Annotated in this window: 21 protein-coding genes and 1 pseudogene; 5 read left to right on the forward strand and 17 right to left on the reverse strand. The window is 62.1% G+C overall.

Features of this window, described 5'->3' with window-relative positions; translation table 11 throughout:
- From DXK93_RS32550 to DXK93_RS32400, 4 genes and pseudogenes are all read left to right on the forward strand, one after another.
- The coding region (locus tag DXK93_RS32550; protein WP_147400275.1) for an RHS repeat-associated core domain-containing protein at positions 1–1,132 on the forward strand (1,132 nt) is incomplete at its 5' end.
- A 1-nt stretch (position 1,133) separates the two neighbouring features.
- Positions 1,134–1,289 (forward strand): annotated as a pseudogene (locus tag DXK93_RS24885) (Tn3 family transposase); the annotation flags it as partial.
- Positions 1,290–1,739: 450 nt separating this feature from the next.
- Positions 1,740–4,763 (forward strand): RHS repeat-associated core domain-containing protein, encoded by a 3,024-nt coding sequence (locus DXK93_RS32395; RefSeq protein ID WP_119451467.1) that lies wholly within the window; start codon positions 1,740–1,742, stop codon positions 4,761–4,763.
- A 27-nt stretch (positions 4,764–4,790) separates the two neighbouring features.
- Complete coding sequence (locus DXK93_RS32400; protein ID WP_233564610.1) at positions 4,791–5,237, forward strand: DUF1778 domain-containing protein; 447 nt, start codon at positions 4,791–4,793, stop codon at positions 5,235–5,237.
- Between the two features lie 1,022 nt (positions 5,238–6,259).
- Here DXK93_RS32400 and DXK93_RS24900 read toward each other — a convergent pair.
- The 11 genes from DXK93_RS24900 to DXK93_RS24950 all read right to left on the reverse strand — a co-directional run bounded on the left by DXK93_RS24900 (position 6,260) and on the right by DXK93_RS24950 (position 16,411).
- Positions 6,260–7,006: a hypothetical protein gene (locus tag DXK93_RS24900; protein WP_147400276.1), complete on the reverse strand. Its 747-nt coding sequence runs from the start codon at positions 7,004–7,006 to the stop codon at positions 6,260–6,262.
- A gap of 68 nt (positions 7,007–7,074) precedes the next feature.
- Positions 7,075–7,830 (reverse strand): hypothetical protein, encoded by a 756-nt coding sequence (locus DXK93_RS24905; protein ID WP_147400277.1) that lies wholly within the window; start codon positions 7,828–7,830, stop codon positions 7,075–7,077.
- 217 nt (positions 7,831–8,047) lie between these two features.
- Positions 8,048–8,392: a cytochrome c gene (locus DXK93_RS24910; protein ID WP_054454435.1), complete on the reverse strand. Its 345-nt coding sequence runs from the start codon at positions 8,390–8,392 to the stop codon at positions 8,048–8,050.
- Complete coding sequence (locus DXK93_RS24915) at positions 8,389–9,636, reverse strand: sulfite oxidase (protein WP_054454437.1); 1,248 nt, start codon at positions 9,634–9,636, stop codon at positions 8,389–8,391. Before DXK93_RS24915 ends, DXK93_RS24910 begins: the two co-directional genes overlap by 4 nt.
- Positions 9,637–9,848: 212 nt before the next feature.
- Complete coding sequence (locus DXK93_RS24920) at positions 9,849–10,481, reverse strand: class I SAM-dependent methyltransferase (protein ID WP_119451470.1); 633 nt, start codon at positions 10,479–10,481, stop codon at positions 9,849–9,851.
- Positions 10,482–10,665: 184 nt separating this feature from the next.
- Positions 10,666–11,670 carry a TRAP transporter substrate-binding protein gene (locus DXK93_RS24925; protein WP_119451471.1) on the reverse strand — a complete coding sequence of 335 codons (1,005 nt, stop codon included), beginning with the start codon at positions 11,668–11,670 and terminating at the stop codon, positions 10,666–10,668.
- A gap of 22 nt (positions 11,671–11,692) precedes the next feature.
- Positions 11,693–12,973, reverse strand: coding sequence for a TRAP transporter large permease subunit (locus DXK93_RS24930; protein ID WP_119451472.1), 1,281 nt, complete (start codon positions 12,971–12,973; stop codon positions 11,693–11,695).
- On the reverse strand, positions 12,970–13,473 hold the full coding sequence (locus DXK93_RS24935; protein ID WP_119451473.1) for a TRAP transporter small permease: 504 nt from the start codon (positions 13,471–13,473) through the stop codon (positions 12,970–12,972). Before DXK93_RS24935 ends, DXK93_RS24930 begins: the two co-directional genes overlap by 4 nt.
- 79 nt (positions 13,474–13,552) lie before the next feature.
- On the reverse strand, positions 13,553–14,635 hold the full coding sequence (locus DXK93_RS24940) for a glycerol dehydrogenase (RefSeq protein WP_119451474.1): 1,083 nt from the start codon (positions 14,633–14,635) through the stop codon (positions 13,553–13,555).
- Positions 14,636–14,643: 8 nt separating this feature from the next.
- Positions 14,644–15,426 (reverse strand): SDR family oxidoreductase, encoded by a 783-nt coding sequence (locus tag DXK93_RS24945; RefSeq protein ID WP_119451475.1) that lies wholly within the window; start codon positions 15,424–15,426, stop codon positions 14,644–14,646.
- Position 15,427: 1 nt separating this feature from the next.
- Positions 15,428–16,411, reverse strand: a complete 984-nt coding sequence (locus DXK93_RS24950; RefSeq protein WP_119451476.1) for a C-terminal binding protein — start codon at positions 16,409–16,411, stop codon at positions 15,428–15,430.
- Between the two features lie 186 nt (positions 16,412–16,597).
- Here DXK93_RS24950 and DXK93_RS24955 point away from each other — a divergent pair, with 186 nt between their 5' ends.
- The gene (locus DXK93_RS24955) at positions 16,598–17,611 is read left to right on the forward strand and encodes a LacI family DNA-binding transcriptional regulator (RefSeq protein WP_158598575.1); all 1,014 of its coding nucleotides are present in this window, start codon (positions 16,598–16,600) and stop codon (positions 17,609–17,611) included.
- A gap of 62 nt (positions 17,612–17,673) precedes the next feature.
- Here DXK93_RS24955 and DXK93_RS24960 read toward each other — a convergent pair whose 3' ends face one another.
- The 6 genes from DXK93_RS24960 to DXK93_RS24985 form a co-directional block, all read right to left on the reverse strand.
- A complete protein-coding gene (locus tag DXK93_RS24960) occupies positions 17,674–18,648 on the reverse strand; it encodes a tripartite tricarboxylate transporter substrate binding protein (RefSeq protein WP_119451478.1) in 975 nt (324 codons plus the stop codon).
- Positions 18,649–18,796: 148 nt separating this feature from the next.
- The gene (locus DXK93_RS24965) at positions 18,797–19,582 is read right to left on the reverse strand and encodes a TetR/AcrR family transcriptional regulator (RefSeq protein WP_119451479.1); all 786 of its coding nucleotides are present in this window, start codon (positions 19,580–19,582) and stop codon (positions 18,797–18,799) included.
- A gap of 86 nt (positions 19,583–19,668) precedes the next feature.
- Positions 19,669–20,118: a thioesterase family protein gene (locus DXK93_RS24970; RefSeq protein WP_119451480.1), complete on the reverse strand. Its 450-nt coding sequence runs from the start codon at positions 20,116–20,118 to the stop codon at positions 19,669–19,671.
- Positions 20,115–21,272, reverse strand: coding sequence for an FAD-dependent monooxygenase (locus tag DXK93_RS24975; protein WP_119451481.1), 1,158 nt, complete (start codon positions 21,270–21,272; stop codon positions 20,115–20,117). The genes DXK93_RS24970 and DXK93_RS24975 overlap by 4 nt, the downstream gene beginning before the upstream one ends.
- Positions 21,269–22,123: a VOC family protein gene (locus DXK93_RS24980; RefSeq protein ID WP_119451482.1), complete on the reverse strand. Its 855-nt coding sequence runs from the start codon at positions 22,121–22,123 to the stop codon at positions 21,269–21,271. Before DXK93_RS24980 ends, DXK93_RS24975 begins: the two co-directional genes overlap by 4 nt.
- Positions 22,120–23,823, reverse strand: coding sequence for an AMP-binding protein (locus DXK93_RS24985; protein WP_119451483.1), 1,704 nt, complete (start codon positions 23,821–23,823; stop codon positions 22,120–22,122). Before DXK93_RS24985 ends, DXK93_RS24980 begins: the two co-directional genes overlap by 4 nt.
- Between the last annotated feature and the right edge of the window lie 42 nt (positions 23,824–23,865).

Consider the following 23,865-nt stretch of genomic DNA (forward strand, 5'->3'; position numbering starts at 1 on the left):
GGCCTCGACCAGCGAAGCCAAGTACAAGACCATACGCTACTCGGGCAAGGAGCGTGACGCTGCAGGCCTCTATTACTACGGCATGCGCTACTACCAGCCCTGGATCGGGCGATGGATCAACCCCGATCCGGCCGGCACGGTGGATGGACAGAATCTGTACTGTATGGTGGGGAATAATCCGGCGACGCGCAGGGATGCTGACGGCCTCATGACGAGTGATAGCGGCCGCGACGACGGTCAATATCCGGCGGCGATGGATCAACGTGAACTGGCAAGCAAAAACGATGACACGGAGAGTCGCCGCGAGACGCAGTATACGGTCAAGAATATTAATGACATTCCGGAGGAGGAGCGCTGGAGATATGTCCATACTCCGGATTGGCCAGAGCCTGAAAAAAGGTGGAGCAGTTTTGAAGCCGAAGGTTTCCCTGTGACCGCCTATCGCTATGATAGTCGCAATCCTACTGTCATCGAAAAGGCGGGCTTTGTTGCCCGAGAGGTCCACCCCATGCTAACCCATTCGGCGTGGCCCACCATGCTGTTTGGAAAAGATACAATTTACGCCGCATTTTCCCGCGCAGGTGTAGATAGATTTCTTAAAGAGGATAAAGTTAGTGTATTTAATTCAAGAGAATTTAGCGCAATAGGACCCCAGTGGGATAGCGAAAGAAAAAACCTAGAAAAGGTTGCTGAATTTTTTAAAAACACACCTCGCGCATTCAATGCTGAAGATAAATTGGCACAGAAAAGAATTGCGATTATTGGCAATGAGAGCAAGGAATATCTTTACAAGATAAAATCAGATACAAATAAATTTTATCCATTAAAGGATTTTGCCAGCCTCTATGGCAAGCGTTTCGTTCAAATGATAGTAAATCAGGGGAGGTCATTTAATAATTCCCGTGCAAATGACCCATCCAAACCAATTCCTTCAATAAAAGATGAAAGGACGCTTCTCGACGCGCGTGCGGTTTTGATGGGCGCGCATTCTAACAACGATGAGGTGCACCTGCACGGACCGATAAGTGCCAGAGCAGTCACGATCTCCATTGGGGGACGCCCGCTTACAGCTCTCGGGCGCGATATAAGTTTCGTCAAGCTTGAACACTTGGATTTGGCTGTGCCCCTATGACCGGGCCAATGGCCTCAATCTCCTGACGGCAGCAATCATGTTGTGGAAGACCGTCTACTCGGAACGGGAGGTGAACGTGTTGCGTGGCCATGGCCACGTCGTTGATGACGCCCTGTTGCAGTATCTGTCGCCGCTCGGCTGGGAGCACGTCAACCTGCCCCCGTCCTTGCGACAGAGCTAGCTATCGATCTGAGGGGAAATCTTGGCGGTAGCAAGTTTCGGTCGATCATGGAGCGAACGACATGGGCGTCTGCTATTGTAGAGCAGGCAGATACGGCATATGGGCCCGCACCGGCTCGCCCAATGTCGTAGAGGTGGCGTCGGTGCCTGTGCTGCGGTTCATTTAAAGCTCTCTTTTATTGTGATTGAGCGTATTAAATAACTCTTTAATATGGTTGACCTGCTCCCCCCGAATAGTAGTTCCAGCCTGGAACCGAATTAGGGTTCCCGCAGCAAGATCGTCGACCTGTTTGTTTACCGCGATTTCCTGATGCGCATGAGCGGCTGTGCCCCCGAAATCCAAGGTGATTGTTTAGAGAGAACAAGTCGTGCTCCGGTCGGGGAAGTAGGATGCCCCGATCCTTGTCTCTTCCGCAAATAGGGACTCATGGGCAATTTGTATGTAGGCACCCCCAAAATCACGGTGCGCGACAACCGCGGGCAGACGGTGCGCACGCTGCGCTATAACCGCAGCCGGGCCAGCGACGCGACCACGCAGTACGTGGACGCCCAGGTCTATAACGATCTGGGCCAGCTCACATCCAGCCAGGACGCGCGCTTCTTCGGCACGGGCATCAGCAATTTCGAATACGCGCCGGCGCTCTCCGGTCAGGTGCTGCAGACGATCAGTGCCGACGCGGGTACCTCACAAACGTTTGCCGACATCGAAGGTCGTCAGGTCTGGCGCCAGGACGCCCGCAGCACCACTCAGACGTATGCCTTCGACGCCCTGGGCCGTCCGCGCTCACGTGCCGAAACCCTGGACAGCCAGTCAGCTGAGGTACGTGAGCGCTGGGTCTATGGCGATCTCGCACCACCGCCGAGCACGTACGAGGCGACCGACAAGACCGATCCACGCAATCTGAACCAGCGTGGTCAGGTCGTGCAGCACTACGACACCGCAGGCCTGCTCGATACCGGTGCGATTGGCTATGCGCTGCAAGGGGCCGCGCAACAACAAGTTCGTCGCCTCTTGCCGCCGGAAACCCCCAGCGACTGGACAATCGGCACGGGCGCTGACTGGCAGGCCAAGCTTGCTCAGGGAGATTACCCCACGGCTTGGGCCTACAACGCTTTTGGCCAGGTCCTGGAGCAGACCGACGCCCGGGGGCATAGGCAACGCAGCGCCTACGACGTCACCGGGCGCAAGAGCGCGGGCTGGGTCACGCCCAACGGGGCCGGGGAGCAAAGCGTTACCACGGCGACCACCTACGCCGCAGGCGGCGAGATCGAGACCAAGGCCGATGCCAACGGCATTACTACTGTCTACACCTACGAACCGCAGAACACCCAGCGGGTGCTTGAGATCAAGGTCACCCGGCAGGGCGCACCCACAACGGTGCTGCAGGACCTGAACTACACCTATGATCCGGTGGGCAATGTGGTGGGCATGACAGACAACGCCGCGCAGATCGCCTACTTCAACAATCAGGCGATAACGCGCAGCCGTGCGTACATCTACGATGCGCTCTACCAGCTCCTGAGCGGCAGCGGGCGAGAAAACACGGTGAGTAGCATCCCACGCAATACCGACAATCCCGGGGTCTCCGCGCCACCTACGCCCAACCCTGTGAACTACCGCAACTACAGCCGTAGTTACACGTACGACCTGGGCGGCAACCTGACGGGCATCACACCTGGCAATGGCGCGTCGATTCGCTCGATGACCGTAGCGGCCGCGAGCAACCGTGCCGTGAGCAATCTCAATGCGACGAGTGTGACGGCTGCCACGGTCGAGAACTACTTCGACGCGGCGGGCAACGCCAACTGTCTGGATGGCAACACGAATCAGCCGATGTACTGGAGCGGGCTCAACCAGCTCCAGCATCTGGTGACGATCCAGCGCAATGCCGCCGACCCGGCGCAGGGCGACGATCGCGAGAGCTACGCCTACGGCGGCGACGGCCGGCGCGTGCGCAAGACTGGATATTCCTGGACGGGCAGCATCTGGAACCAGGCCGACGCGATCTACCTGCCAGGGCTGGAAATACGCAGCCGGAGCGCCGGCGAGCAGTTGGAGGTGATCGTTCTCGATGACGGCGCACGGGTACTGAACTGGACGGACAACAAACCAGACGACATCGCCAACCAGCAGATCCGCTACCGCTATGGCGACCGGCAGGACTCGTGTCAGATCGAAACGGACCAGACGGGCGCGATCATTACGCAGGAGGAGTACTACCCGTACGGCGGCACGGCGGTGTGGGCCGCGACGACACAGAGTGAAGCCAAGTACAAGACCATCCGCTACTCGGGTAAGGAGCGTGACGCGGCGGGGCTGTACTACTACGGCTTTCGCTACTACCAGCCCTGGATCGGGAGGTGGATCAGTCCGGATCCGGCCGGCACTGTCGATGGGCAAAATCTGTACTGCATGGTGGGCAACGACCCCGTGATGCGGCAAGATTTGGCGGGATTAATGGGGGCGGACAATGATGATGAGCCTGAGAAGAAGCGCGCAAAACTCGCTCATGTTCCGGGGCATGTCTCGCCAGGTAGCTCGACGGGCGTGCGCATCGCCTCAGTAGACTCTGACGTGGCCGAAATGCTAACGCACCTAAGCGGTTTGCCTTTTTTTGAGTTCGAAGAAAAGAAAGATGAGCGATCACAATCGGCACTTGACCGTCAAGTAAAGATCATCGGTGCCACACCCGACGAGATTGACGCACGTGGATACGAGTTCGACGAGACAAAACGCGGTTCCTACCAATCCTCGGAATTGAGCGACGCTATCGGGAGATATACCTTTAACAGTGGAGTCGTGAATCGCTATCTACGAAGTGGTCCAGAGGAGGGGGCAACGCTTGACGAAATTTCCCAGACCAAGTCATTGGCTATGAAACTGCAAACTGCGCTTGAGACATTACCGGGCGAATCGACGGATGAACCGTCCGTCAAGATCTATCGTGCAGTAACGACCGATACACCCGATCAATACCCTCACTCTGGACTGGAGGTCGGAGATATATTGATCACCAGGGACTTCATCTCATTTACGGAGAGTCCCCACTCATTGTTGGATTTCTCGGAAGTTGACGTACGAGGCAAGATTCGAAACACAACAGCCTACTTCATAGCCGCCTATGCCCCTAGTGCCAAGCCGATTTCTCCGTTTGCCGAGGATGGTGGTCTGGAAGCCGAACGCTTGGTACCAATAGGAGTCGCCTTTCAAGTCGAATCGATCGGTAAGATTGACCACGACGGGCACGAGTTTACGCAAATCATCGTTGGTGAGGTCAGCGGCTTCTCGATTTCTGATGGCCGTTCCCAATCAGGTTTGGAAAGCACTTCCTCTTTGAACGGCAAACGAGCCCTGAAGATCGGTACAGGCGAGCCATACGACATGAATGAAGTTCGGTCCAGGCTCGGTAGTGGCAGTGATCGCATATTGCGGCGATATGCTCCCAGCTAGAAGGCACCGCCGCTACCGACGCAGTACGTGGACGCGCAGGTCTATAACGATCTTGGGCAGCTCAAGGCCAGCCAGGACGCGCGCTTCTTTGCCGAAGGCAAAGGTACTCTCAATTTTCAGTACACCCGGGCGCTGTCCGGCCAGATGCTGCAGACGGTTAGCGTGGACGCTGGCACGAGCCAGGAGTTTGCCGACATTCGACGGCCGTTGTGTGGCCGCGGGATTCTGGAACAGAAGGCCAATATGATGTCTACTACATATCTCGAAATTCCGATCGACGCTGACCTTCATGAGAAGCTTAGGCGTGCTACCGAACTTCAGAGGGGCTCGATGACCGACTTCATCATTTTTGCCCTGAGGGACGCGGCACAGCACGTGCTTGAACAAGGCGAAATCGTCAACCTTACGCTTGCGGATCAACAGTGCGTCGCCCAAGCCTTGTGGTGCAGCCGCCGCAACCCAATGAGGCGTTAGAACGCGCTTTCGCGCGTAGGCATGAGCTCCTAAGTGAAAAATGAATGACGTTCTTGTCCTCACACGAGGACCGTCGTTGAATTCCGCGCTTAGTGAAAGTAGGGGGGAACACAATTCTAGGGCACCTACTGAAGAAAGCCTGGTGCGCCGCCGGTTGGCTATCGAAACGGCTTTCTAAGCCGACCCGTTTTATCCAGAATCCCCGCACGCTGTGCAATGGCACGGGCCAGTTCAGGAGACCCAACCAAATAAGGGTTCGGTGGTCTATGAACCTGAAGCACGGTTTCAAAACGCAACGGACGCGAACGCGTTTCCGGCAACACCAACTGATAAAGAACTAGCTCGCCTCCTTCTGGAAGCGGACGCGTCACTGTACGAATGGTGGTTGGCTTCATACGCGGATTGTGACATGAACGTAGATCTTCAGCTCGAAGAACTGTCCGAACAGCTTCTTGCTGCGCGAGAACCCCTGACTTAACGTCGCATTTAGCGGAGCTGGATGCCTATGCGATGAGCTACAAAGCTATCAATTCTTGCTCGACCAACTTGGCTGTAGTGCTGATGAAGTGCTGTTCGTTGGAGACAACGCTATTGCCGATCTAGAAGGGCCTAGAGGGCCTTCGGCATGCAATCTAGCCTCATAAATCGATCAAGAGGGCAGTTACTTCTAGCTGTTCTGCAAACTGCGCGGTCTTAGCTCCTAAAGCGGGCAGAGACATCTTGGTAAGCAGCTTACCAATTCGCCGTGTGGGATGTCGTGTCCTTGACGAATCGAGTGGAGAGAGCCTATGGTGAATCGTGATAGAGGATGCTCCGCAGCCTGCCAAGATACCTCCCTGTACAGCTCTGAACACCCTGTCTTAAAAAGTGTCGTCGCTTGGAACCAGTGTCTTAGGAAGTGTACGGTGCTTCTCTTAAATAGACGCATTTACTTGCGATTGAACGTGGAAGGCCAATCTCGCTAGATCTATCACTTTACATAATACACATTATGCGTATTAAGCCCGTAGCGCAACTGAACCTTACTTCTGCACAATGGATTCCGATGCCAGGCGGCCGGTTTCGATGCACGAAACAAGGTTGGCCCTTACCAACGTGTCCACAGCGGCGTCTTCACGCTGACTCGCTATTTTCGCGAGCGCACCGCGAGCACTATCGAAGGCCTGCGCCAGATCACTTGCGCTGGGCCATTTGGGCTGCAACGCCGACAAGCTCGACTGGACATTGCCCAAGATGCGATTACTGGCATTTTTCAGCTCGGGGACCAGTCGGCTGGAACCCAGAACCGGACTTGCCGCAGCCACGACACAAGTCAATTGAGCCGCTGCCGCCGAAAAAATGGCGTCCTGCGCCGTCAGGGAATACTGCGCCATTAACAATGCGGAGCCCGTCGCGATGCCCGCTCCCACTGCGGTCGTAGCAACATTGCCGATAATCGCGCCTACGGCTCCCGTCACAGCGCCGCCAATCGCGCCCGTACGCAGCTCAAGCCCCCCGGTCCGCGCCCTTTCCGAACGGTAGCGGTAGTATTCGGTCTGCACTTGCAGCTTCGCAACGACGTCGTCAACGGTGGTTTCGGACGACAGGTCGAATGCCTTTTGCGCATTGGTTTTTTCTCCTGTGTTCGTCTTGCTGGGATCGCTCCAGACGTCCAGAACCGGATAGGCATTTGGCGGTGTCCAGGCGCATCCGGATATACCACCCGCGAAGCTCACCAACGCCAATCTGACGGCTGTTCGGACGATGCAACGAGATGTTGGGTATGACACGCGCCCTCCTCTGTCGAACTCGATGGTCGCGACACCGCCGAGACAACTGAATCACTGATACGCCTTTTTCATTTTCCGAGTTGACCGATCCCTTGTTCGATGACACTGGTACGCACTCGGACGCCCTGCTCCTGCAATGCCAGATTCCGAAGCACAATTGTCAGATTGGGCAGAGGCATACCGGCGGCATCGAACAATTTCAAGTCCGCATTGATATCGAGGTTCAAGTCGCGCACCAACACGCTCGCGATTTCAGGCGGGCAATTGCAGCCCGCAGCGCAATCGGCCGTCCCGGGCGCCGCTTTCTTTGGCGCTTCGCACCACGGGCCCGCGAAGGTCGCAGCCGGCTTTGCCCGTCCATCCTTGCAGGTCCTGCCATGCCCGTTGACGACAGCTTTTGACCCCAGCGTGTCGCACCATGGCGAATGCGCTGCGGCAATATCCACGGCAGACACCAGGCCCCGCCGGTACTTGGACCGAAGGTCCATCGCAATCGCGCGGGCCGACCAGGCCGGCGAATCGAAGATCGCATGCCCGTCCACGTCGCGGTTGCCGTCGTTGCCCTGCGCGTCGGTCGTTCCCCGCCAATAGCTGGCCCCATGTTTCTGGCACCAGTAGTTATTCATTTTGATGCAGCGCTTCGCAACCGCGGCGCACTCGACCGCGTTGCCATTGGCATCTGTCAGCGCTTTCCTGGCTTCTTTGCACCAATTCGAGGCCTCGGCCTGGGGGGGTGGCATCGACTGTGCGCCCACGGAAAAGGACAACACTGCCGCCATCGTGGCAGGCGCAACGAGCAGTGACCAGGATACGAGTTGTCGCATGGCAGGCACCTGAAGAGACGGCATACCCGGCAGCCAGACTTCAGCACCGTTGCGCTTCAGAGAGCGCGGAAAGCTACTGGGAGCATGGATCGTGGGAGCGTTGCTCTCGAATTTTTACCACGCGTGGATTCGTTCAAACACCACCACAACATCCTCCAAATTGAGTATGACGCAGCCCGGTTTTTTCCGGAGGAACGTCACCGCAACTGGAGTCCGCTCAGGGCTGCCCCCCAGTCGCCTTGGCCACATATGCCGCCAATACCTCGATTTCCTGATCCGACAAGCTCGTATAAGCCGGCATCTGGCCGATGCCATTGCGGATGGCCGTCGCCACGCGCGCCGCATCGGGCTTGATTTCGTCGAGCTTGGGACCGATGGCGCCGCTGGATTGCGCGTCGTTCAGGGTGTGGCATATCGCACAGGCTGGCGTCGCGCCGACGAACAAGGCGCGGCCCGCCTCCATGTCGGGCTCGGCCGCCTGCACGGGACCAGACAGGATGGTGCTCAGCAATCCGGCGCTCAACGCGCTCTTCCAAGGCGATGCCGGCGTTTTCGCCGTCATGCCTTGGCCACCACCGTCACGGCGTGATCGCGCCAACTGCTATTGATGTAGCCGCCGGAATTCTGCGGACGCTCTTCTTCCTGCACGCGGCCCTCGGTATCCGTGGCCCGGCTGACCAGCACGTGTTCGCCCGCCGCCAATTCCACCGGCAACGCGAACTGGCGCCAGGCATAGCGCCCGAGGTCCGGGCCGACCAGCTCCGCCTTCTGCCAGTTCTTGCCGCCGTCTATCGAGACCTCGACCTGCTTGATGCCGTTGGTGCCGCCAAACGCCACGCCCTGCACCACCACGCGCCCGGCCTTCAGGGTGGACGCAGCCGGATTGGGCGTATTGATCCACGACTTCACGCCCATGGCCCAGACAGAGGGCTGGCTCGGATTCCCTTTCTGCCCAGGTGGCGCGAGGCGATAGCCGGTCTGCTGGATCGCGGCCGGGCTTTCCTTTTCAGTGAAGGCCAGCCGCTTGATGTATTTGACGCTGTTCACGCCTGTGTAGCCCGGCACGATCAGGCGCAAGGGGCCGCCATGAGCCAGCGGTATCGGTTCGCCGTTGAGCTCCCAGGCCAGGAGCGCATCCCGCATCGCTTCCTTTGGCACCGAGCGCTCGACCATGACCATGTTCGGATCCAGGCCGTCAGGCAGCTTCTCGCCGCCGGTGCCGGTCATGTACACGGCGGCCGCCTCCAGTCCGCCGCAATGCTCGACCAGGACGCTGACCGGCAAGCCGCTCCAGATCACGCAACCGGCCGCGCCGACCTGCCAAGGCGTGCCGCTGGGTTTGTTGGGGAAATAGCCGCGGCCATTGCCCGAGCACTGCAAGACCATCGCCAGCGTCTGCAGGCCCATGCTCTTCAGCTGCCCCACGCTCAGCGACATGGGTTTTGCCACGCCGGCAATTTCAAGGACCCATGCGTCGCGGTCGGCCACGATGGACTCGTCGGGCGGCGGCAGATTGTTGCGCACGTAGAGTTGGCGCAGCGGCGTGACCACCCCGCTGCCGAATGCCTCGCGCCGCGTTTCTATGGTGTTGGCGCTGTGCACGATCATCGCATCGGGCTGCTTCCAGGCCGCGTAGGCCGGCAGCGGCTTGGCGGCGGATGCCGGGGCCGGTGGCGCGGCCGCGGCTGGCGCGGCTTTCTGTTCCGCGGCCAAGGCCGCGCGTCCCAGGCCCGCTGCGGCCAGCGCGCTGGCGCCGCCAGCCAACAGGCGCCGCCGCGCCGCGCTCTCGATCAGGGATGAACGCATTGCAGTCTCCTCGTTGGGTTCCGGAATCGTTGGTGTTCCAGAACCCTGCCGGCCTGCTACGACGTGGCTGTCTACCCCGCACGCACGTGTCCCAGGCCGCCAATAGTTATGACTGCGATGTTGGTTGAGCGATCTTTTCGTGTCAATTAGTTATTTGCAATACCCTGCCCTAGCCCATTTGGATAGGACGAGCCCATGCCAACCAGCGCGGCCTAGGCCCGCCGGGCCAGGCTGTACACCGACGCCGGCGGCAGGTTCAGCGGCACGAACCCGACCTTGCTGGCCTGCAAGCCGCAAGCCTCCAGCACACTGGCGGATATCGGACAACGCACGCCATAGGTGAATAGCGCCATCGAGCCCTCTGCCGGCAGCGCGTCGAACACGGCGGCCAGCAGTTGCTGGTGATGCGCATGGCTCATGTTGCGCAACGGCAGGCCGCAGATGGCGGCGCCGATGCCATCCATCTCGGGATGGCGCTTGCGGCAGAGTTCCTGCGCCGGCACCCGTAGCACCGCTGCCTCCGGAAACTGCGCCTGCAAGCTGCTGCTCATGGCCATGTCCTGTTCGACCAGCACCAGGTTGGCCGGATCCACGCCCCGGCGCAGCATTTCGCGGGTAAAAACACCTGTGCCGCAGCCCAGCTCCAGGACTTTGCCCGCGCCGGGCGGTATGCAGGCGGTGATGGCCGCTGCCAGTGCCGGGCCGGACGGCGCCACAGCGCCTATGGCCGCGGGATTGGACAGCAGCGCCCGGACGAACTGCGTACGCTCCTGCAGCCAGCCCAACGGCGAGCGGCTCGCGGACTGGCGCGGGATAACGGTCTTGTAGGATTGCGTGGAATGCATGGGGGCCTCAGTCTCCTGGATCGGGAATGCCGTGCGACCCCAAAACCTTAACTGCGCAAGCCCCGCCGCACCCGCAACCGTCGGTAAGCACCCTTGTCAATTCGGACATCGACGGAGTGCCTGCCCCATCCGCGCCCGCACGCGGACGGACAGCTTAAGTTGCATGACTCTCCCCTGCGCGGCGCTACTGAGCCTTACCGCCGGCCGGAACTTCAGCCAGATCGTGTTTGGCCGCCGCCAGCACCGCCGGATCCAGCTTCTCGGAATACTTGCGTACGACCGGCAGCGTCTTCTGTCTGATCAATGCCAATTCGGAGGCAGGAATCTCGTTGATCACCATGCCGTCCTGTTTCAGCTGGTCCAGCACTTTGGCAGCCTCCTCGCGGACCAGCCGCCGCTGGAACATGGCAACCTCGCGCGCCGCGCCGCGTACGATGCCGCGGTCGGTTTCGGAAAGCCCATCCCACCATTTCTTGCTGGCCATGACCACGCTCGGGTTGTAGACGTGGTTGGTCAGGGACAGATACTTTTGCACCTCGTTGATCTTGGCGCTCTGAATGATCCCCACCGGGTTCTCCTGCGCGTCGATGGCGCGGGTTTCCAGCGCCGTGTAGACCTCGGTGAACGGCATCGGAACCGCATTGGCTCCCAGCGCCTTGAAACTTTCGAGGAACACCGGACTTTGCATGGTACGTATCTTCAGGCCCGCCAGGTCTTCGGCCCTGACGATGGGACGCTTGGAATTGGTGACTTCGCGAAAGCCGGTTTCCCAGTACGCCAGGCCGACCAATCCCGCACCTTCGAGCTTCTGGAACAACAGCGCGCCGGTGCGGCCGTCGAGCAGCGCATCGGCCTCCTGGTAGTTCGTGATCGTGAAAGGCAGATCGAAGATGGCGAAATCGCGCACCACGCCCACCAGGTTCGATGGCGGGCCGAGCATCATCTGCTGCACGCCCGCCTGCAGCGCCTGCTGCATCTGCGGATCAGATCCAAGCCGGTTGCTGCTGTAGGTCGCAATGGTCAGCCGCCCGGCGCTGCGCTCTTTCACCAGGTCGGCGAATTTCCGGGCGCCTACGGCCAAGGGGTGGTCATCGGCAATGCCCAGCCCGAACTTCAGCTCGGCGGCATGCGTAACCGCGGGCAACAGCGCTGCCAGCGCCAGGCACACGGAAGCAATTCTGGTTTTCATGGTTTTTCTCCAGGGTAGATCATCAATACAGCCAACTTGCCGGCACGGTTACCAGGGCCGGGAACACGATGAAGAGCGCCAGCAGGAATAGCTGCGCGACGAGAAACGGCGTCACCCCCCTGATCGCGCCGGACAGCGGCACCTTGCCCACGCCTGAAACCACGTTCAGAACCGTGCCGACGGGTGGCGTGAGCAAGCCGATGGCGTTGTTCATGATGAAAAGCACGCCGAAATAGACGGGATCTATCCCCGCCTGCTTGACCAGCGGCATCAGCACCGGCGTCAGGATTAGCACCGTGGGCGTGAAATCCAGGGCGGTGCCGACCACCACCACGATCGCCATCATCAGGAACATCAGCAGCATCTGATTGCCGGCATAGGGTTCCAGCAATTCCGCAACCTGCTGCGGAATGTTCGCCACGGTGATCAGCCACGCCGAAACCATGGCCGCGGCCACCAGGAACATGACCACGCTCGAGGTCTTGGCTGCCGCCAGCAATGCCTTGGGCAGCATCGCCCAGGTCAACTCCCTGTAGACGAACATACCCACAAGCATGGAATAGACCGCCGCCACCACGGCGGCCTCGGTAGGCGTGAAGACTCCGAGCTTCATCCCGCCGATGATGAGCACAGGCAGCGCCAGCGCCCATACGCCTTCCCGCAAGGCGCTGAGCAGCCTGGAGATGCGGAACGGCTCGGACCGGTGATGCTTGAATTCGCCGCGGGCGCAGAGCCACCAGGTGACGGCCAGCGCCAGCCCCATGGCCAGTCCGGGCGCGATGCCTGCCATGAACAGCTTGGTGATCGATACCTGGCCGATCACGCCAAACACCACGAAGCCTATCGACGGCGGGATGATGGGCGCGATGATCCCGCCCGCGGCGACCAGCCCCGCCGCGCGCGGCAGGTCGTAGCCCGCACTGCGCATGAGGGGGATGAGTATGGCCGCCAGCGCGGCGGTGTCGGCCACCGCCGACCCGGATATGCTGGCCATCGTCACGGCGGCGATGATCGCCACATAGCCCAGGCCGCCGCGCACATGGCCGACCAGTGCGCTGGCCATGCGGATGATGTTGCGCGACAGTCCGCCCATGTTCATCAATTCTCCGGCGAGCATGAAGAACGGCACGGCCATCAGCGGATAGTTGTCCGCGCCGGCCAACATGTTCTGCGCAAGAATCTGCGTGTCAAAGAGATCGAGGTGCAGCATCAAGGCGATGCCGCAAGCCAACAGCGCAAACGCCACCGGCACCCCCACGGCCATGGCTCCGCACAGGGAAAGCAGGAACACGGCGAGCGTCATGGCCGCTTCTCCGCCATGTCCGCGCGCCCGGCGTCATCGACGCCCGCCCGGCCGGCAACGGCGCGCCACAGGGCCTGTAGAAAAACAAAGGCCATGAACGACGCGCCCAACGCCGCCGACAGATACACCACGCCCAGCGGCAAGTCCGTGACCGGCGCCAGATTGCCCATGCCTGTGATGGTCTCGCGGCATGCGCCCACTGCCAACAGGCCGGAAGCCGCCGCGCCGATCGCGTTGCTGAGCACGCGGCAGACTTGGCGCCCCCGCGGGGGCAGCGCATCGAGCAGGCCGGTCACTCCCAGATGCCCGCCCTCCTTCAACACCAGCGCCGCGCCGGCGAACGTCAGCCAGACAAAGAGAAAACGCGACAACTCTTCTGATATGTCCAGGCCTGAATTGAATCCATAGCGCAGCACCACATTGCCGAACACCAGCAACACCATCAAGCCAAGCGTCAGGATGATCAGCCATTCGACCGCCGTTCTACATTGGTTCGCCATTTTTCTTGTCTCCTGTTGCAATGGGAACGGCGCATGGCTCGCCCTTCCCTGTCCCGATGCGTCGGGTATTCGATTCCCGCTAGGGCAGCGCGCTCGCTGCAAGAATGGCCGCCTGAACCTCGCCTACCGTCAGCGGCCGGCCGAAGTGCTTGATGTGCGGAGATGTCTCCACGCTGATCCGGGCGATCGCCTCTGCGCGTTGGGAGATACGCTCGCGGGGAACGCCCAGCTCCTCGAGCGTCGCGGGCAAGCCGATGCGGCGATAGAACGGCAGCAACTGCGCCAGCATCGCCGCGTTGGCCTCGCGTTCCAGCAGCAGCTGCACGATCAGCCCGAAGGCGACTTCCTCGCCGTGCAGACTTCCCAGTATCTCGGGCACCGCGGATAGTCCGCGCGTCAGGGAGTGCGCCACGGAGAGGCCCGCGTTTTCAAAGGCCAGGCCGGAGAGCAGGATGCTGGCTTCAATCAGCCGCTCGAACGCCGGAGTCGGCCTGCCCGCCGCCTGCGCAGCCAAGGCCGCGTCGGCATCGTTCATGAGCACCTCGAAGCAATTCGCCGAGATCATTTTCGCCAGCATGCCCTGCCGGCCGCCGTAGAAGTTCACGCCGCCTGCCCCTATGCACTGCTCGGCCTCGAAACGCTTGGACAGCGCATCGCCGATACCGGACACCAGAAACCGGCGCGGAGCGCGGGCCAGGAGCTCCGTGTCCACGAGTACGAGATCGGGATTGGCGCGCATCGATCGCACCTCGGAAATCCGGTGGTCATCGCCGTACAGCACCGCCACCCTGCTGGTGGGCGCATCCGTGGACGACACGGTAGGCACGACGAATATCGGTAGTCCAGACTGGATTTGGGCGCCCTTGGCGGCATCGATGGACTTCCCGCCGCCAGCGGCGATCAGCAGGTCATGCCCGCCGGAGCGGCACGCGCCGACAATTGCATCCACTGCCTCGCGCGTGCACTCGCCTTCGAACCGGATCCAGGCGAGTTGCCCGGCCTCTGGCCATGCGCTGCACAGCAGTTCGCGCACGAACGAGTCGGCAACCAGCGCCGGCCGCTTCGCCCCAAGGTCGTCGACAGCCTGGGGCAGTTGACGCAGTGCGCCCGGTCCTTGCACGTAACGGGACAAGGAACCGAAGATGATCGGTACGGTCTGCATGATGCTTCTCACATGGAGGCGGTGAAGCCGCCGTCTACGTAAATAACCTGGCCGTTGACGAAATCGGCCGCTCCCGATGCCAGGAACACCGCTGCGCCGCCCAATTCATGCACCTCGCCCCAGCGCGCCGCTGGCGTGCGCTTGGCAAGCCATCCGGAAAAGTCAGGATCGTCGGCCAAGGCTTGGGTCATTTCGGTTCGGAAGTAGCCTGGACCGATCCCGTTCACCTGGATGTTGCGCGACGCCCATTCCACGCACATGGCCCGGGTCAGCATCTTCAGGCCACCCTTGCTGGCGGTATACGCGCCGGTGGTGCCGCGGCCCAGCTCGCTCATCAATGAGCAGATGTTGATGATCTTGCCCGCGCGCCGTTCGATCATTGCCGGCACGAAAGCCTTGCTGACCAGGAAGGCGGAGGTCAGGTTCGTGTCCAGAACCAGCTGCCACTCCGGCAAGGTGAATTCCTCGAGCTTCCTGCGCACATTGATGCCGACGTTGTTCACGAGGATGTCCACCTGGCGTCCGCTTGCGGCCAATCGCGCGGCGGCGGCATCGATTGCAGCGCAGTCCAGGGCGTCAAAGCCGATCGTGTCCACCGTTACGCCTCGCGCCCTCAGTTCGAGAACCGCCTCCTCCAGGCGCGCCACGTTCCGGTCGTGCAGGATGATCGCCGCGCCGGCGTCGCCCAGCGCCTTCGCCAGCGCCAGGCCTATGCCCCGGCGCGACCCCGTGATCAAGGCCGTGCGGCCTTGCAAGTCAAAGAACCCGGATTTGATTGTTTCGTGTTGCATGTCAAGGATTCGCCCAGTGCGTCGGTTGCCCGGTAGTGAGAATTTCCAGCGCGGCCTGCGCGGCGCCTTCCTGCAGCGCCGCCACGGTCGCCTCGGAGTACCAGCCCATGTGATCGGTCAGGATCACGTTGGGCAGCGCGCGCAGCGGATTGTCCGCAGCCATGGGCTCGACTTCCTGCACGTCGAGGGCGGCGCCCAGCAGCCGTCCGCCGGCCAGCGCCGCGGCCAGCGCATAGGTATCGACGAGAGCCCCCCGCGAGGTGTTTACCAGGCAGGCGTCGCCGCGCATCAGCGCAAGCGCGCCGGCATTGACGACGTGGCGGTTCTCGGGCGTCGATGGAGCATGCAGCGCGACGATGCGCGAGCTTGCGAACAATTCATCCAGACCGGCGCGCCGCACACCGGCGCCAACCAGGGTGGCATCGTCGACGTGGGGATCGTGCACCAGCACACGTCCGATGCCGAACCCACGCATGCGTTGCAGGTAGGCTCGTCCGATGCGTCCGAAACCGATGAGGCCCAGCGTGGCGTCCGCGATGCGGTGTATCGGCTCGCGCTGGCCTATGTCCCAAGCGCCCGCCAGCACCTGCTGGTGACGTGAGACCACCCGGCGCAGCAAGGCCAGGGTCAGCGCCGCGGCATGGTCGGCCACCTCGATGTCGGCGCCGTACTGCGGCACATTGGCGACCCGCACGCCACGCTCGCGGGCCGCCTGCAGATCGATGGTGTCCACCCCCACTCCGTACCGGACGATGCCGCCGCCCATGGGCAGACGCTGGATCGCCTCGCGATCCAGCGGCGTGTCGCGCACCAGCGCCACGGACACCCCGCCGAGCAGCTCCAGCAGGCGCTGCCGGTTTCCGCCCCAATCCAGCTCCCGCACCTCGGCGCCTATCGGTCCGAGGATGCGGCGTTCGATTTCATGGCTGGCGTAGCCAGGCGCCACGATGCCCACCACCGGTGGCAAAGGCGTGACTTTCCCCATTTCTCTTCTGCTCCTGACTCTCAAATTTAGATCGATCTAAATTTATTAGATCGATCTAAATTTTCCCATCTGGTACAAACCCTAGGTAATTGGCGACGGGCTGGCGGCCGGAGCGGGCGAGGTATTTGGGGACGCCCGAAAATGGGCAGAATGGTATCTTCCAGCTTTTCCGGTACCCGCACCCCCATGACCACATTGAAAGACGTAGCCCGCGTCGCGGGCGTGTCCCGCGCCACCGTATCGCTCGTCTGCCGCAACAGCCCCCTGGTCGCCGCGAAAACGCGCGCGCGCGTCGAACAGGCCATGGCCGAAGTCGGCTACGTCTACAACCGCAGCGCCGCCAACCTGCGCTCTTCGCGCACCGACACCATCGGCCTGGTCATCCCCGAAATCGCCAATCCGGTCTACGCGGAGATACTTCAGGGAATCGAGGAGTGCATGGCGCCGCTGGGCAAGCAGGTCGTCATGGCCAGCACCAGCGAATCGCTGGAGGTGCAGGACCGCATCCTGCAACGGATGCTCGAAATGCGCGTCGATGGACTGATCATCAGCGCGGCAACCGGCTCCGCCCCCTCGACCTTCGATGCCTGCATCCGCGCCGGCGTACCTGTGGTGCAGGTATTGCGCTCGGTCGATTCCGCGCGCCTGGATTACGCGGGTACGGACAACCGCGCCGGCGCGGGCCGCGCAACGCGGCACCTGCTATCGCTGGGGCATACCCGCCTGGCCTTCCTGGGCAGTTCCGTGGCCACGTCCGTAAGCCATGACCGCTATCTCGGCTATTGCGACGCGTTGCAGGCAAAGGGGCTGTCCGTGGATCAGGAACTGGTGGCCAGTTGCCTGCCCAAGATCGGCGATGCGGCAGCCGCGGCGCATCGCCTGCTCTCTTCCGCGAATCCGCCCACCGCGCTGGTTTGCTTCAATGACATCGTTGCTTTCGGCGTGACGATGGCCCTGTACGAACGCGGTCAGGAGCCCGGCAGGGATGTCGGCGTGATCGGCTTCGACAACATCGAATGGGCGGAAAACTGGCGCCCCGCGCTCAGCACGATGTCCATCAGCGCACTCGAAATCGGCCGGCATGCGGGCGAACTTCTCAGCCGGCGCCTGCAGGACAAAGAGGAAGCGCCGCAACGCATGATCAGCGAGGCCACGCTGATCGAACGGCGCTCCACGGGCGGCCTGGCCGGGCCGCGATAGCGCGCAGGCTCACCGCATAAGGGCAGCAGAGCACGCGTCTAGCGCCCTCAAGGCGTCTGCCTCTACTCCGCTTTGACCTGCGCGGTGGCGATGACGCCGCCCCATTTCCCCTTTTCGTCATGCACGAACGCGCTGGCCTGGGTTCGGCTTAGCGGCATGACGAAGGTTCCCAGGTCCGCCAGACGGCTCTGCACCTCCGATTCCTGCAGGGCTTTGTTGATGGCCGCGTTCAGGGTGTCCAGAACCAGCGCCGGCGTCCCCTTCGGCGCAAAGACCGCGAACCAGCCCAAGGTCACCATGCCGGGCAAGGTGTCCTTGACCAAGGGAATGCCTTCGAAGCCCGGCAGCGTCCGATCCGCGCTCATCGCAACCGGCACCAGCTTGCCCGCGCGCACCAGAGGCACAAGCGGCGCGACGCCGTCTATGTAGACAGGTATGTCGCCCTTGATCAGGGCTTGCAAGGCTTGCGAGGTGCCGCTGAAGCTGACCTGCCGGAACTCGCGGCCGCCAAGTTGGCCGATCAGGTAGACCGACAGGTTGGGTATCGAACCGCGGGTCGGACTGCCTATCACCAGGTCCGAAGCCTCTCCCCCTTTGGCGGCCGCGATCAGGTCGGCGACCGAACGGTAAGGCGTGCCGGGAGTCGTGACCAGCATCATGGGCGTATAGGCCAGCGTGGCAACCACTTCGGTATCGCGTTCGATGTCGAACTTGGCGGCTTGGTACAGGAACGGCGTGGTGACGGCCGCGGCTGCGTGGAACATGGCCAGTGTGTAGCCGTCCGGGTCGGCGCGGGTCAGCGCGTTCATGCCGATGATGCCATTCCCCCCGGGGCGGTTCTCGACGATGACCTGGTGCCCCCATTGGCGGCCCAGCCTGTCGGCGATCAGGCGCGTGATGATGTCCGGCGCGCTGCCCGCGGCCGTGGGCGCAATGATCCTGACCGGCTTGTCGGGGTACTGCTGCGCGCCTGCAGCGCTGTAAGTCGCGCAACCCAGAACAATAGCCAACCCCGTCAGCCAGCGTGCTGCTTTCATGATGTCTCCTTATGGGCGCGTGCCGGAAAAGGTCCACGGCCGCTTATTAATTGCCACTATATCAATTAAATATAAATTTAATTGATATAGTGTTAAATAAGGGTTTACACCACGCGCTCGCGCACTTGCGCGCCGGAATCGGGGAGGACTATCGGGTGGCCGTCTTGCGTTTGGGCTTGGCCTGCACGCCAGGCTCCCGGGCCCATTGCGCGATGCCGTCGAGCAGGATCCGCAGGCCGGCTTCAAATGCCAATTCGGTACTTAGTCCTGAGAACGCCTCTGCGACGTAGCGGGCTCCGGGATAGCGGTCCGCCGGCATGGCATCCAGCCGTCCGCGGATGAAATCGCGATGGTAGACAGGCAACTGCTTGGACGCTTCGGCACGGCTGCTTGCGACCAGGAATTGCGCCAGCAGGTGGTAGGCCAGGGCCACCTGCTCAGCCGAAAAGCCACCTTGCATGAAGGCCGTGGTCACGTGGTTGAAGAACACCGCGCCAAAATCGGTTTCACCTGAATCCACGTCCTGGAACAGGCGGAAGCGGTTATGGGAGGCGACATAGGTGCTGACGCCGGGATTCTCCACCGCAAAGGCCAGGCTGACTCGCGCGATGGTTTCGATGTCGGCGCGCCAGTCGCCGGTCAGCGCCGGCATCCGTGCCAGCCGCTCCCTGTAGTAGTTGTTGAGCACGCCCGATATCAATTTGTCGCGCCCGCCCAAGTAGTAATGGATCAGGCCGGGCGCGACGCCGAAGTCGCGCGCCAGTTGCACCATGGAGATCTGATCCAGCGAGGTTTCGCGTGCCAGCGCGATCGCGCGTTCGATGATGGCAGCCCGGCTGAGCGTGGCTTCACCGTTGATCGGCGACTCGACCCGGGGTGGACGGCCACGCTTGCGCGGTGCGGCATCGGTGGCGGGCTTTTTTGCGGTGGGCATATCGGCACACTCTGGGAAATCCGGATGACCGGGGCATCCTAAGGTTTTATTGCCTCCCTGGCAAATATCCCGCCCGTCCCGCCTCTTCAGCCATCATGCGTCGTGGCGCCGTGCCGCAACAGCACCTCACGCAAGGAGGCGGGAATGGGCGTGCCCACCCTTGCGTCCTGCCGTACGCAGATGGGGGAAAACACCGCCGCAAATACCGGGCTTCCGTCAGGCCGGGTGGCGTGCGCCCGGATATCGAATGAACGCGTGCGCAGCGCTCCTAGACTACATGCGATATGGACTACGTCTCCCGGCCAGAGCGTACCGGTAAAGTCTAAGGACATGCCCCGGCACGGCGTGCCGACCTCATGCGCCTCGCCCAAGCGCTTCCCTTCCCCGAGATGCTCTGTATACAGCCCCACCGCGCCCAACAGGTAGTCGGTAAAGCGCCCGGTATAGACCACCCCCGCCGGATCGCAATCCCCCCATCGCACCTCGCGCCGGACCACGAAGGGGTCGAGGCTCAGGACCATCTCGGTGGCTTTCATGGTTGTCCCTCGCACTCGGCAGGCATCAGCCCGGCCGCTTCGAATTCCCGCACCAGGGCCGGATATTGCTCACGCAGCCGGCCGACGTCGACGCGCCCGGTGCGCGTCATGAAACGCAGCACGAACTCCCGCGGTCCATACTGATCCATCCAGTCCCGCATGCGCTCGTACCAGTTGAAGGAAGCTTCCGACGCGCCTATCAGCTTTTGCTTTTGCGGCTGGCGCGTGGCGCAATATGAAGCCAGCGCACCAGGAATATCGCCGGGCGAACCATTCAATGCATCGGCCAGCGCGATGGCGTCCTCCATGGCGATACGCGTGCCCGACCCGATGGAAAAATGTGCGCTGCTGAGCGCGTCGCCTATCAGCACCCGGTTGCCCACGCACCAGTTGCGCGCGCGTATGACCGGGAACTGGCGCCAACTGGAATGGTTCGAGACCAATGCGTGCCCGTCCAGTTCGGGCGCGAATACCTGTTCGAACAGCTGCTGCCGCGCCTCGGCACTCATCGCCTCCATGCCCAGGTCCTGCCAACTGCGGTGATCGCATTCCGCGACGAAGGTGCTCATGGATGCCGAATAGGGGTAGTAGTGCGCCACAAAGTAACCCGCGCCGTGCTTGCGGAACACCAGGCTTGGGGATGGGAAGGCCTTTGCGACGCCATACCAGGCGAAATGGTTTGTGAGGCTGTACCGGTGCACGTCGAACCCGCACTCGTCACTGTCACGCACCCGGGAATTGATCCCGTCCGCGCCCACCACCACATCGGCATCGAGCGCCTGGAAATCATCGATCCGTTCCTGGTAGCGCACATCCACGCCCAACCGCCTGGCGTGTACGCCCAGGATGCGCAGCAGCTCGATGCGCGCAATGGCGCCGCCGCTGCCGGGGCGCTGCACCGTGACCGGCGTCTCGTTCGACACGATGACCTGCCGGTCGCTGAAGCGCATGGCGCCGGCGAGCGCGTCGAATACCCCGGGGGAGGCATCCCGCAATCGATCCAGCCCCTTGTCGGCCATGACTACGCCGAAGCCGAAGGTGGCATCGGCCGGGTTCTGTTCATACACGGTGACGGCCGCGGCCGGTTGGCGCTGTTTCAACAGGATGGCAAGAAACAGGCCCGCCGGCCCGCCTCCGATGATGGCGGCTTTCATGCGAGCTCCAGAGGTGCAATGGACAGGACGTCCATGTCGAACTGTTCGATACGGCCGCTCAACCCGCCGGTCAAGGCGCCATACCAGACGGCCGGTTTAAAGCCCAGTTCCTTACGCTCGAACCGCAGCCCAGGATTGCCCAAGATGCACAGATAGCCGTTTCCGGCGGGCTGCGTGGAATAGCCCGCGCTGCCGCGGGCGGCATCCAGCAAACCCTTGAATTCGGGCACGTCCAGTACATAGATGGCCGCCTTGTCCTGCGCCTGCCTGCCCAGCGCGGCGCCCTTGGCCCGCCACACCGGCTCGATGGAGTCAAAGCCGCCCTCCTCCAATGCCATCGCGGCTTCGAGCGTATTCTGGGCGTCCTGCGCGTCTTCCGCGCTGAAGGGCCGCACCTGCCAGGTGATTTCGATGGGATAGCCGTTGGGATCGTTGAAGTAGATGGATTCGATCACCTCGTGGCGGATCTGGTAACGCAAGGGAATCCCGACCGCCTCCACGCGAGCGCGCCATCGCAGCAGCTCGGCCTCGCTTTCGACCCGCCAGGCGGTGTGGGTAGCGCGGTCCTGGTAATGATCCGTGGGCGTCAGGCGCTCGGGACGCTGCGTGCCGATGTAGTAGAAGAAGGCGATGGTGCTGCCATTGCCGCTGTCGAAAAAGAAGTGCAGGAAATCAGGATGGTTCTGCGGGCCCCATCCCTTGGCGGAAATGGCATGCACCAGCGGCAAGCCCAGCAGGTCGCGATAGAAGCGCACGGTTTGCGCGAGCTTCCAGGTCGGCCTGGCCGTGTGGTGCACTCCGTGCAGCCGCACCTTGGGGATGGAAGAAAGTTCAGGCAAGGACGGGCTCATTTGGCGTGTTCTCCATTCGTTTGCTGGCCGCGTTCGGCCTCGAGCGTGGCGGCGATCTGGCCGCGCAACGCTTTTTTGCTCAGCTTTCCAGATGCGGAAAGGGGAAATTCGTCCACGACTTCCAGGCGTTCAGGCCACTTGAACTTCGCTAGCCCGACCTCTTGCAGATAGCCGCAGACCATGGGTAGCGTGAGCGCCGCGCCAGGGAGGCGAGCTATCACGAAGGCACAGACGCGTTCCCCGTAGACCGGATCCGGCATGGCCACCACGGCCGAGGCCAGGATGGCCGGATGCCCGTTAAGCACGTTCTCGACCTCCTCGGCGTTGATCTTTTCGCCGCCGCGGTCCACCACGTCCTTGATCCGCCCGCAGAAGTAGTAGTAGCGCCGGCCGTCGTGCACTTCGCAGCGCATCAGGTCGCCCGAGCGGTAGAAGCCGTCGGCCGTGAAACGACCGACGTCCTCCGCCTCCGACTTGTAGTAACCGCGTATGGTGTAAGGCCCCTTGAACAGCGCTTCGCCGGTTTCACCTACAGGCACTTCGGTGTCGGTGCCGGGCGTCACGATCCGGACCTCGTCGTGGCCCGAAACCGGCCGGCCGACCGAATTTTCGAGCACGTTCGCGCTGTCGCCCTCCTTGGCGAACATGATGACGCCCTCGGTCATGCCGAAGATATGGAATGCGGGCGATCCGGTGGTTCTGGCCAGGCCCGCGGCGTTGCGAGGCGTAATGAAACGGCGGCGCGCCTTTACGCTGGCGTCCGCGCGGTCCAGCTCGGGCAGGATGCGGGTCAGGATCGGGCCCGCCACGCCGAACCAGGTGGGCCGGTAAGTCCGCACCAAGCCCTGCAAGGTGGCTTCGTCCAGGCTGCGGCATACGGTGACCTGAGCGCCGCTCAACAGGAATGGACCGAAGAAGCAGCCCATGTTCAGGTTGTGCATGTAGGGCGTGGGAAAGAACAGCACGTCGTCGCTGGTGTAGCGGTTCCAGGCTGCCACCGCCCGCATGTTGTAGAGATACTCGGAATGAAAGCGCGGGATGATCTTGGGCACCCCGGTCGTACCGCCCGACAGCTGGAACACCGCCACCTGGAACGGATGCGCCTGCACTTGCGCAAGGCGCGCGCGGGCGGCTGCCAGCGGCGTGGCCGCGATCAGGCCGTCTATCGTGACGGCACATCCGCGAGCGGACCCGCGCGCCTGTACGACATGCGCCAACGTCGGCACATGCCGCTGCATCTCTTCTGCGAAGGCCACGTCGTCGAACTTCGGATCGTCGCCCTGGACAAGGTGCAGCCGTGCTTGCGCCAGGTTTCCCAGATATTCGATCTCCAGTTTGCGGAAGGCCTGCAAGGAGCAGATGGGGATGATCCCCGCCTTCAGGCAGGCGCAGAACGCCACCAGCAGTTCATGGCTGTTGCCGCACTGGAAGATTGCGCGGTCCAGCGGCCGCAGGCCCAGATCCAGCAGCGCCGCGCCCAGCCTGTCGCTGCGCTGGTCCAGCTCACGGTAGGTGTAGTGACCGTCCGGCCCTACCAGCGCCAGCCTGTCGGCGTGAACGGCAAAGGCATCGCGCAGGCCGCCCGCCAGGGTTTCCCCAGTAAGCACGCCCTGGCGCACATACTCGCGCACCCTGTCTTCATCCGGGTAACGCACGCCCAGCAGGCGCTCGGCCGGCAAGATCCTTTCCAGACTCGTCATTGATCGTTCCTCTTGCGCCCGTGGCGGGCGTGTCTACGGATT

This window comes from Achromobacter sp. K91 (assembly GCF_003576205.1).
In the GTDB taxonomy this organism is placed as follows: domain Bacteria; phylum Pseudomonadota; class Gammaproteobacteria; order Burkholderiales; family Burkholderiaceae_B; genus Achromobacter; species Achromobacter aegrifaciens.

Coding starts and splice junctions, on each gene's coding strand:
- DXK93_RS32395 (WP_119451467.1), top strand. CDS start 1,740: ATGGGCAATTTGTATGTAGGCACCCCCAAAATCACGGTGCGCGACAAC.
- DXK93_RS24905 (WP_147400277.1), bottom strand. CDS start 7,830: ATGCGACAACTCGTATCCTGGTCACTGCTCGTTGCGCCTGCCACGATG.
- DXK93_RS24910 (WP_054454435.1), bottom strand. CDS start 8,392: ATGACGGCGAAAACGCCGGCATCGCCTTGGAAGAGCGCGTTGAGCGCC.
- DXK93_RS24915 (WP_054454437.1), bottom strand. CDS start 9,636: ATGCGTTCATCCCTGATCGAGAGCGCGGCGCGGCGGCGCCTGTTGGCT.
- DXK93_RS24920 (WP_119451470.1), bottom strand. CDS start 10,481: ATGCATTCCACGCAATCCTACAAGACCGTTATCCCGCGCCAGTCCGCG.
- DXK93_RS24925 (WP_119451471.1), bottom strand. CDS start 11,670: ATGAAAACCAGAATTGCTTCCGTGTGCCTGGCGCTGGCAGCGCTGTTG.
- DXK93_RS24930 (WP_119451472.1), bottom strand. CDS start 12,973: ATGACGCTCGCCGTGTTCCTGCTTTCCCTGTGCGGAGCCATGGCCGTG.
- DXK93_RS24935 (WP_119451473.1), bottom strand. CDS start 13,473: ATGGCGAACCAATGTAGAACGGCGGTCGAATGGCTGATCATCCTGACG.
- DXK93_RS24940 (WP_119451474.1), bottom strand. CDS start 14,635: ATGCAGACCGTACCGATCATCTTCGGTTCCTTGTCCCGTTACGTGCAA.
- DXK93_RS24945 (WP_119451475.1), bottom strand. CDS start 15,426: ATGCAACACGAAACAATCAAATCCGGGTTCTTTGACTTGCAAGGCCGC.
- DXK93_RS24950 (WP_119451476.1), bottom strand. CDS start 16,411: ATGGGGAAAGTCACGCCTTTGCCACCGGTGGTGGGCATCGTGGCGCCT.
- DXK93_RS24955 (WP_158598575.1), top strand. CDS start 16,598: ATGACCACATTGAAAGACGTAGCCCGCGTCGCGGGCGTGTCCCGCGCC.
- DXK93_RS24960 (WP_119451478.1), bottom strand. CDS start 18,648: ATGAAAGCAGCACGCTGGCTGACGGGGTTGGCTATTGTTCTGGGTTGC.
- DXK93_RS24965 (WP_119451479.1), bottom strand. CDS start 19,582: ATGCCCACCGCAAAAAAGCCCGCCACCGATGCCGCACCGCGCAAGCGT.
- DXK93_RS24970 (WP_119451480.1), bottom strand. CDS start 20,118: ATGAAAGCCACCGAGATGGTCCTGAGCCTCGACCCCTTCGTGGTCCGG.
- DXK93_RS24975 (WP_119451481.1), bottom strand. CDS start 21,272: ATGAAAGCCGCCATCATCGGAGGCGGGCCGGCGGGCCTGTTTCTTGCC.
- DXK93_RS24980 (WP_119451482.1), bottom strand. CDS start 22,123: ATGAGCCCGTCCTTGCCTGAACTTTCTTCCATCCCCAAGGTGCGGCTG.
- DXK93_RS24985 (WP_119451483.1), bottom strand. CDS start 23,823: ATGACGAGTCTGGAAAGGATCTTGCCGGCCGAGCGCCTGCTGGGCGTG.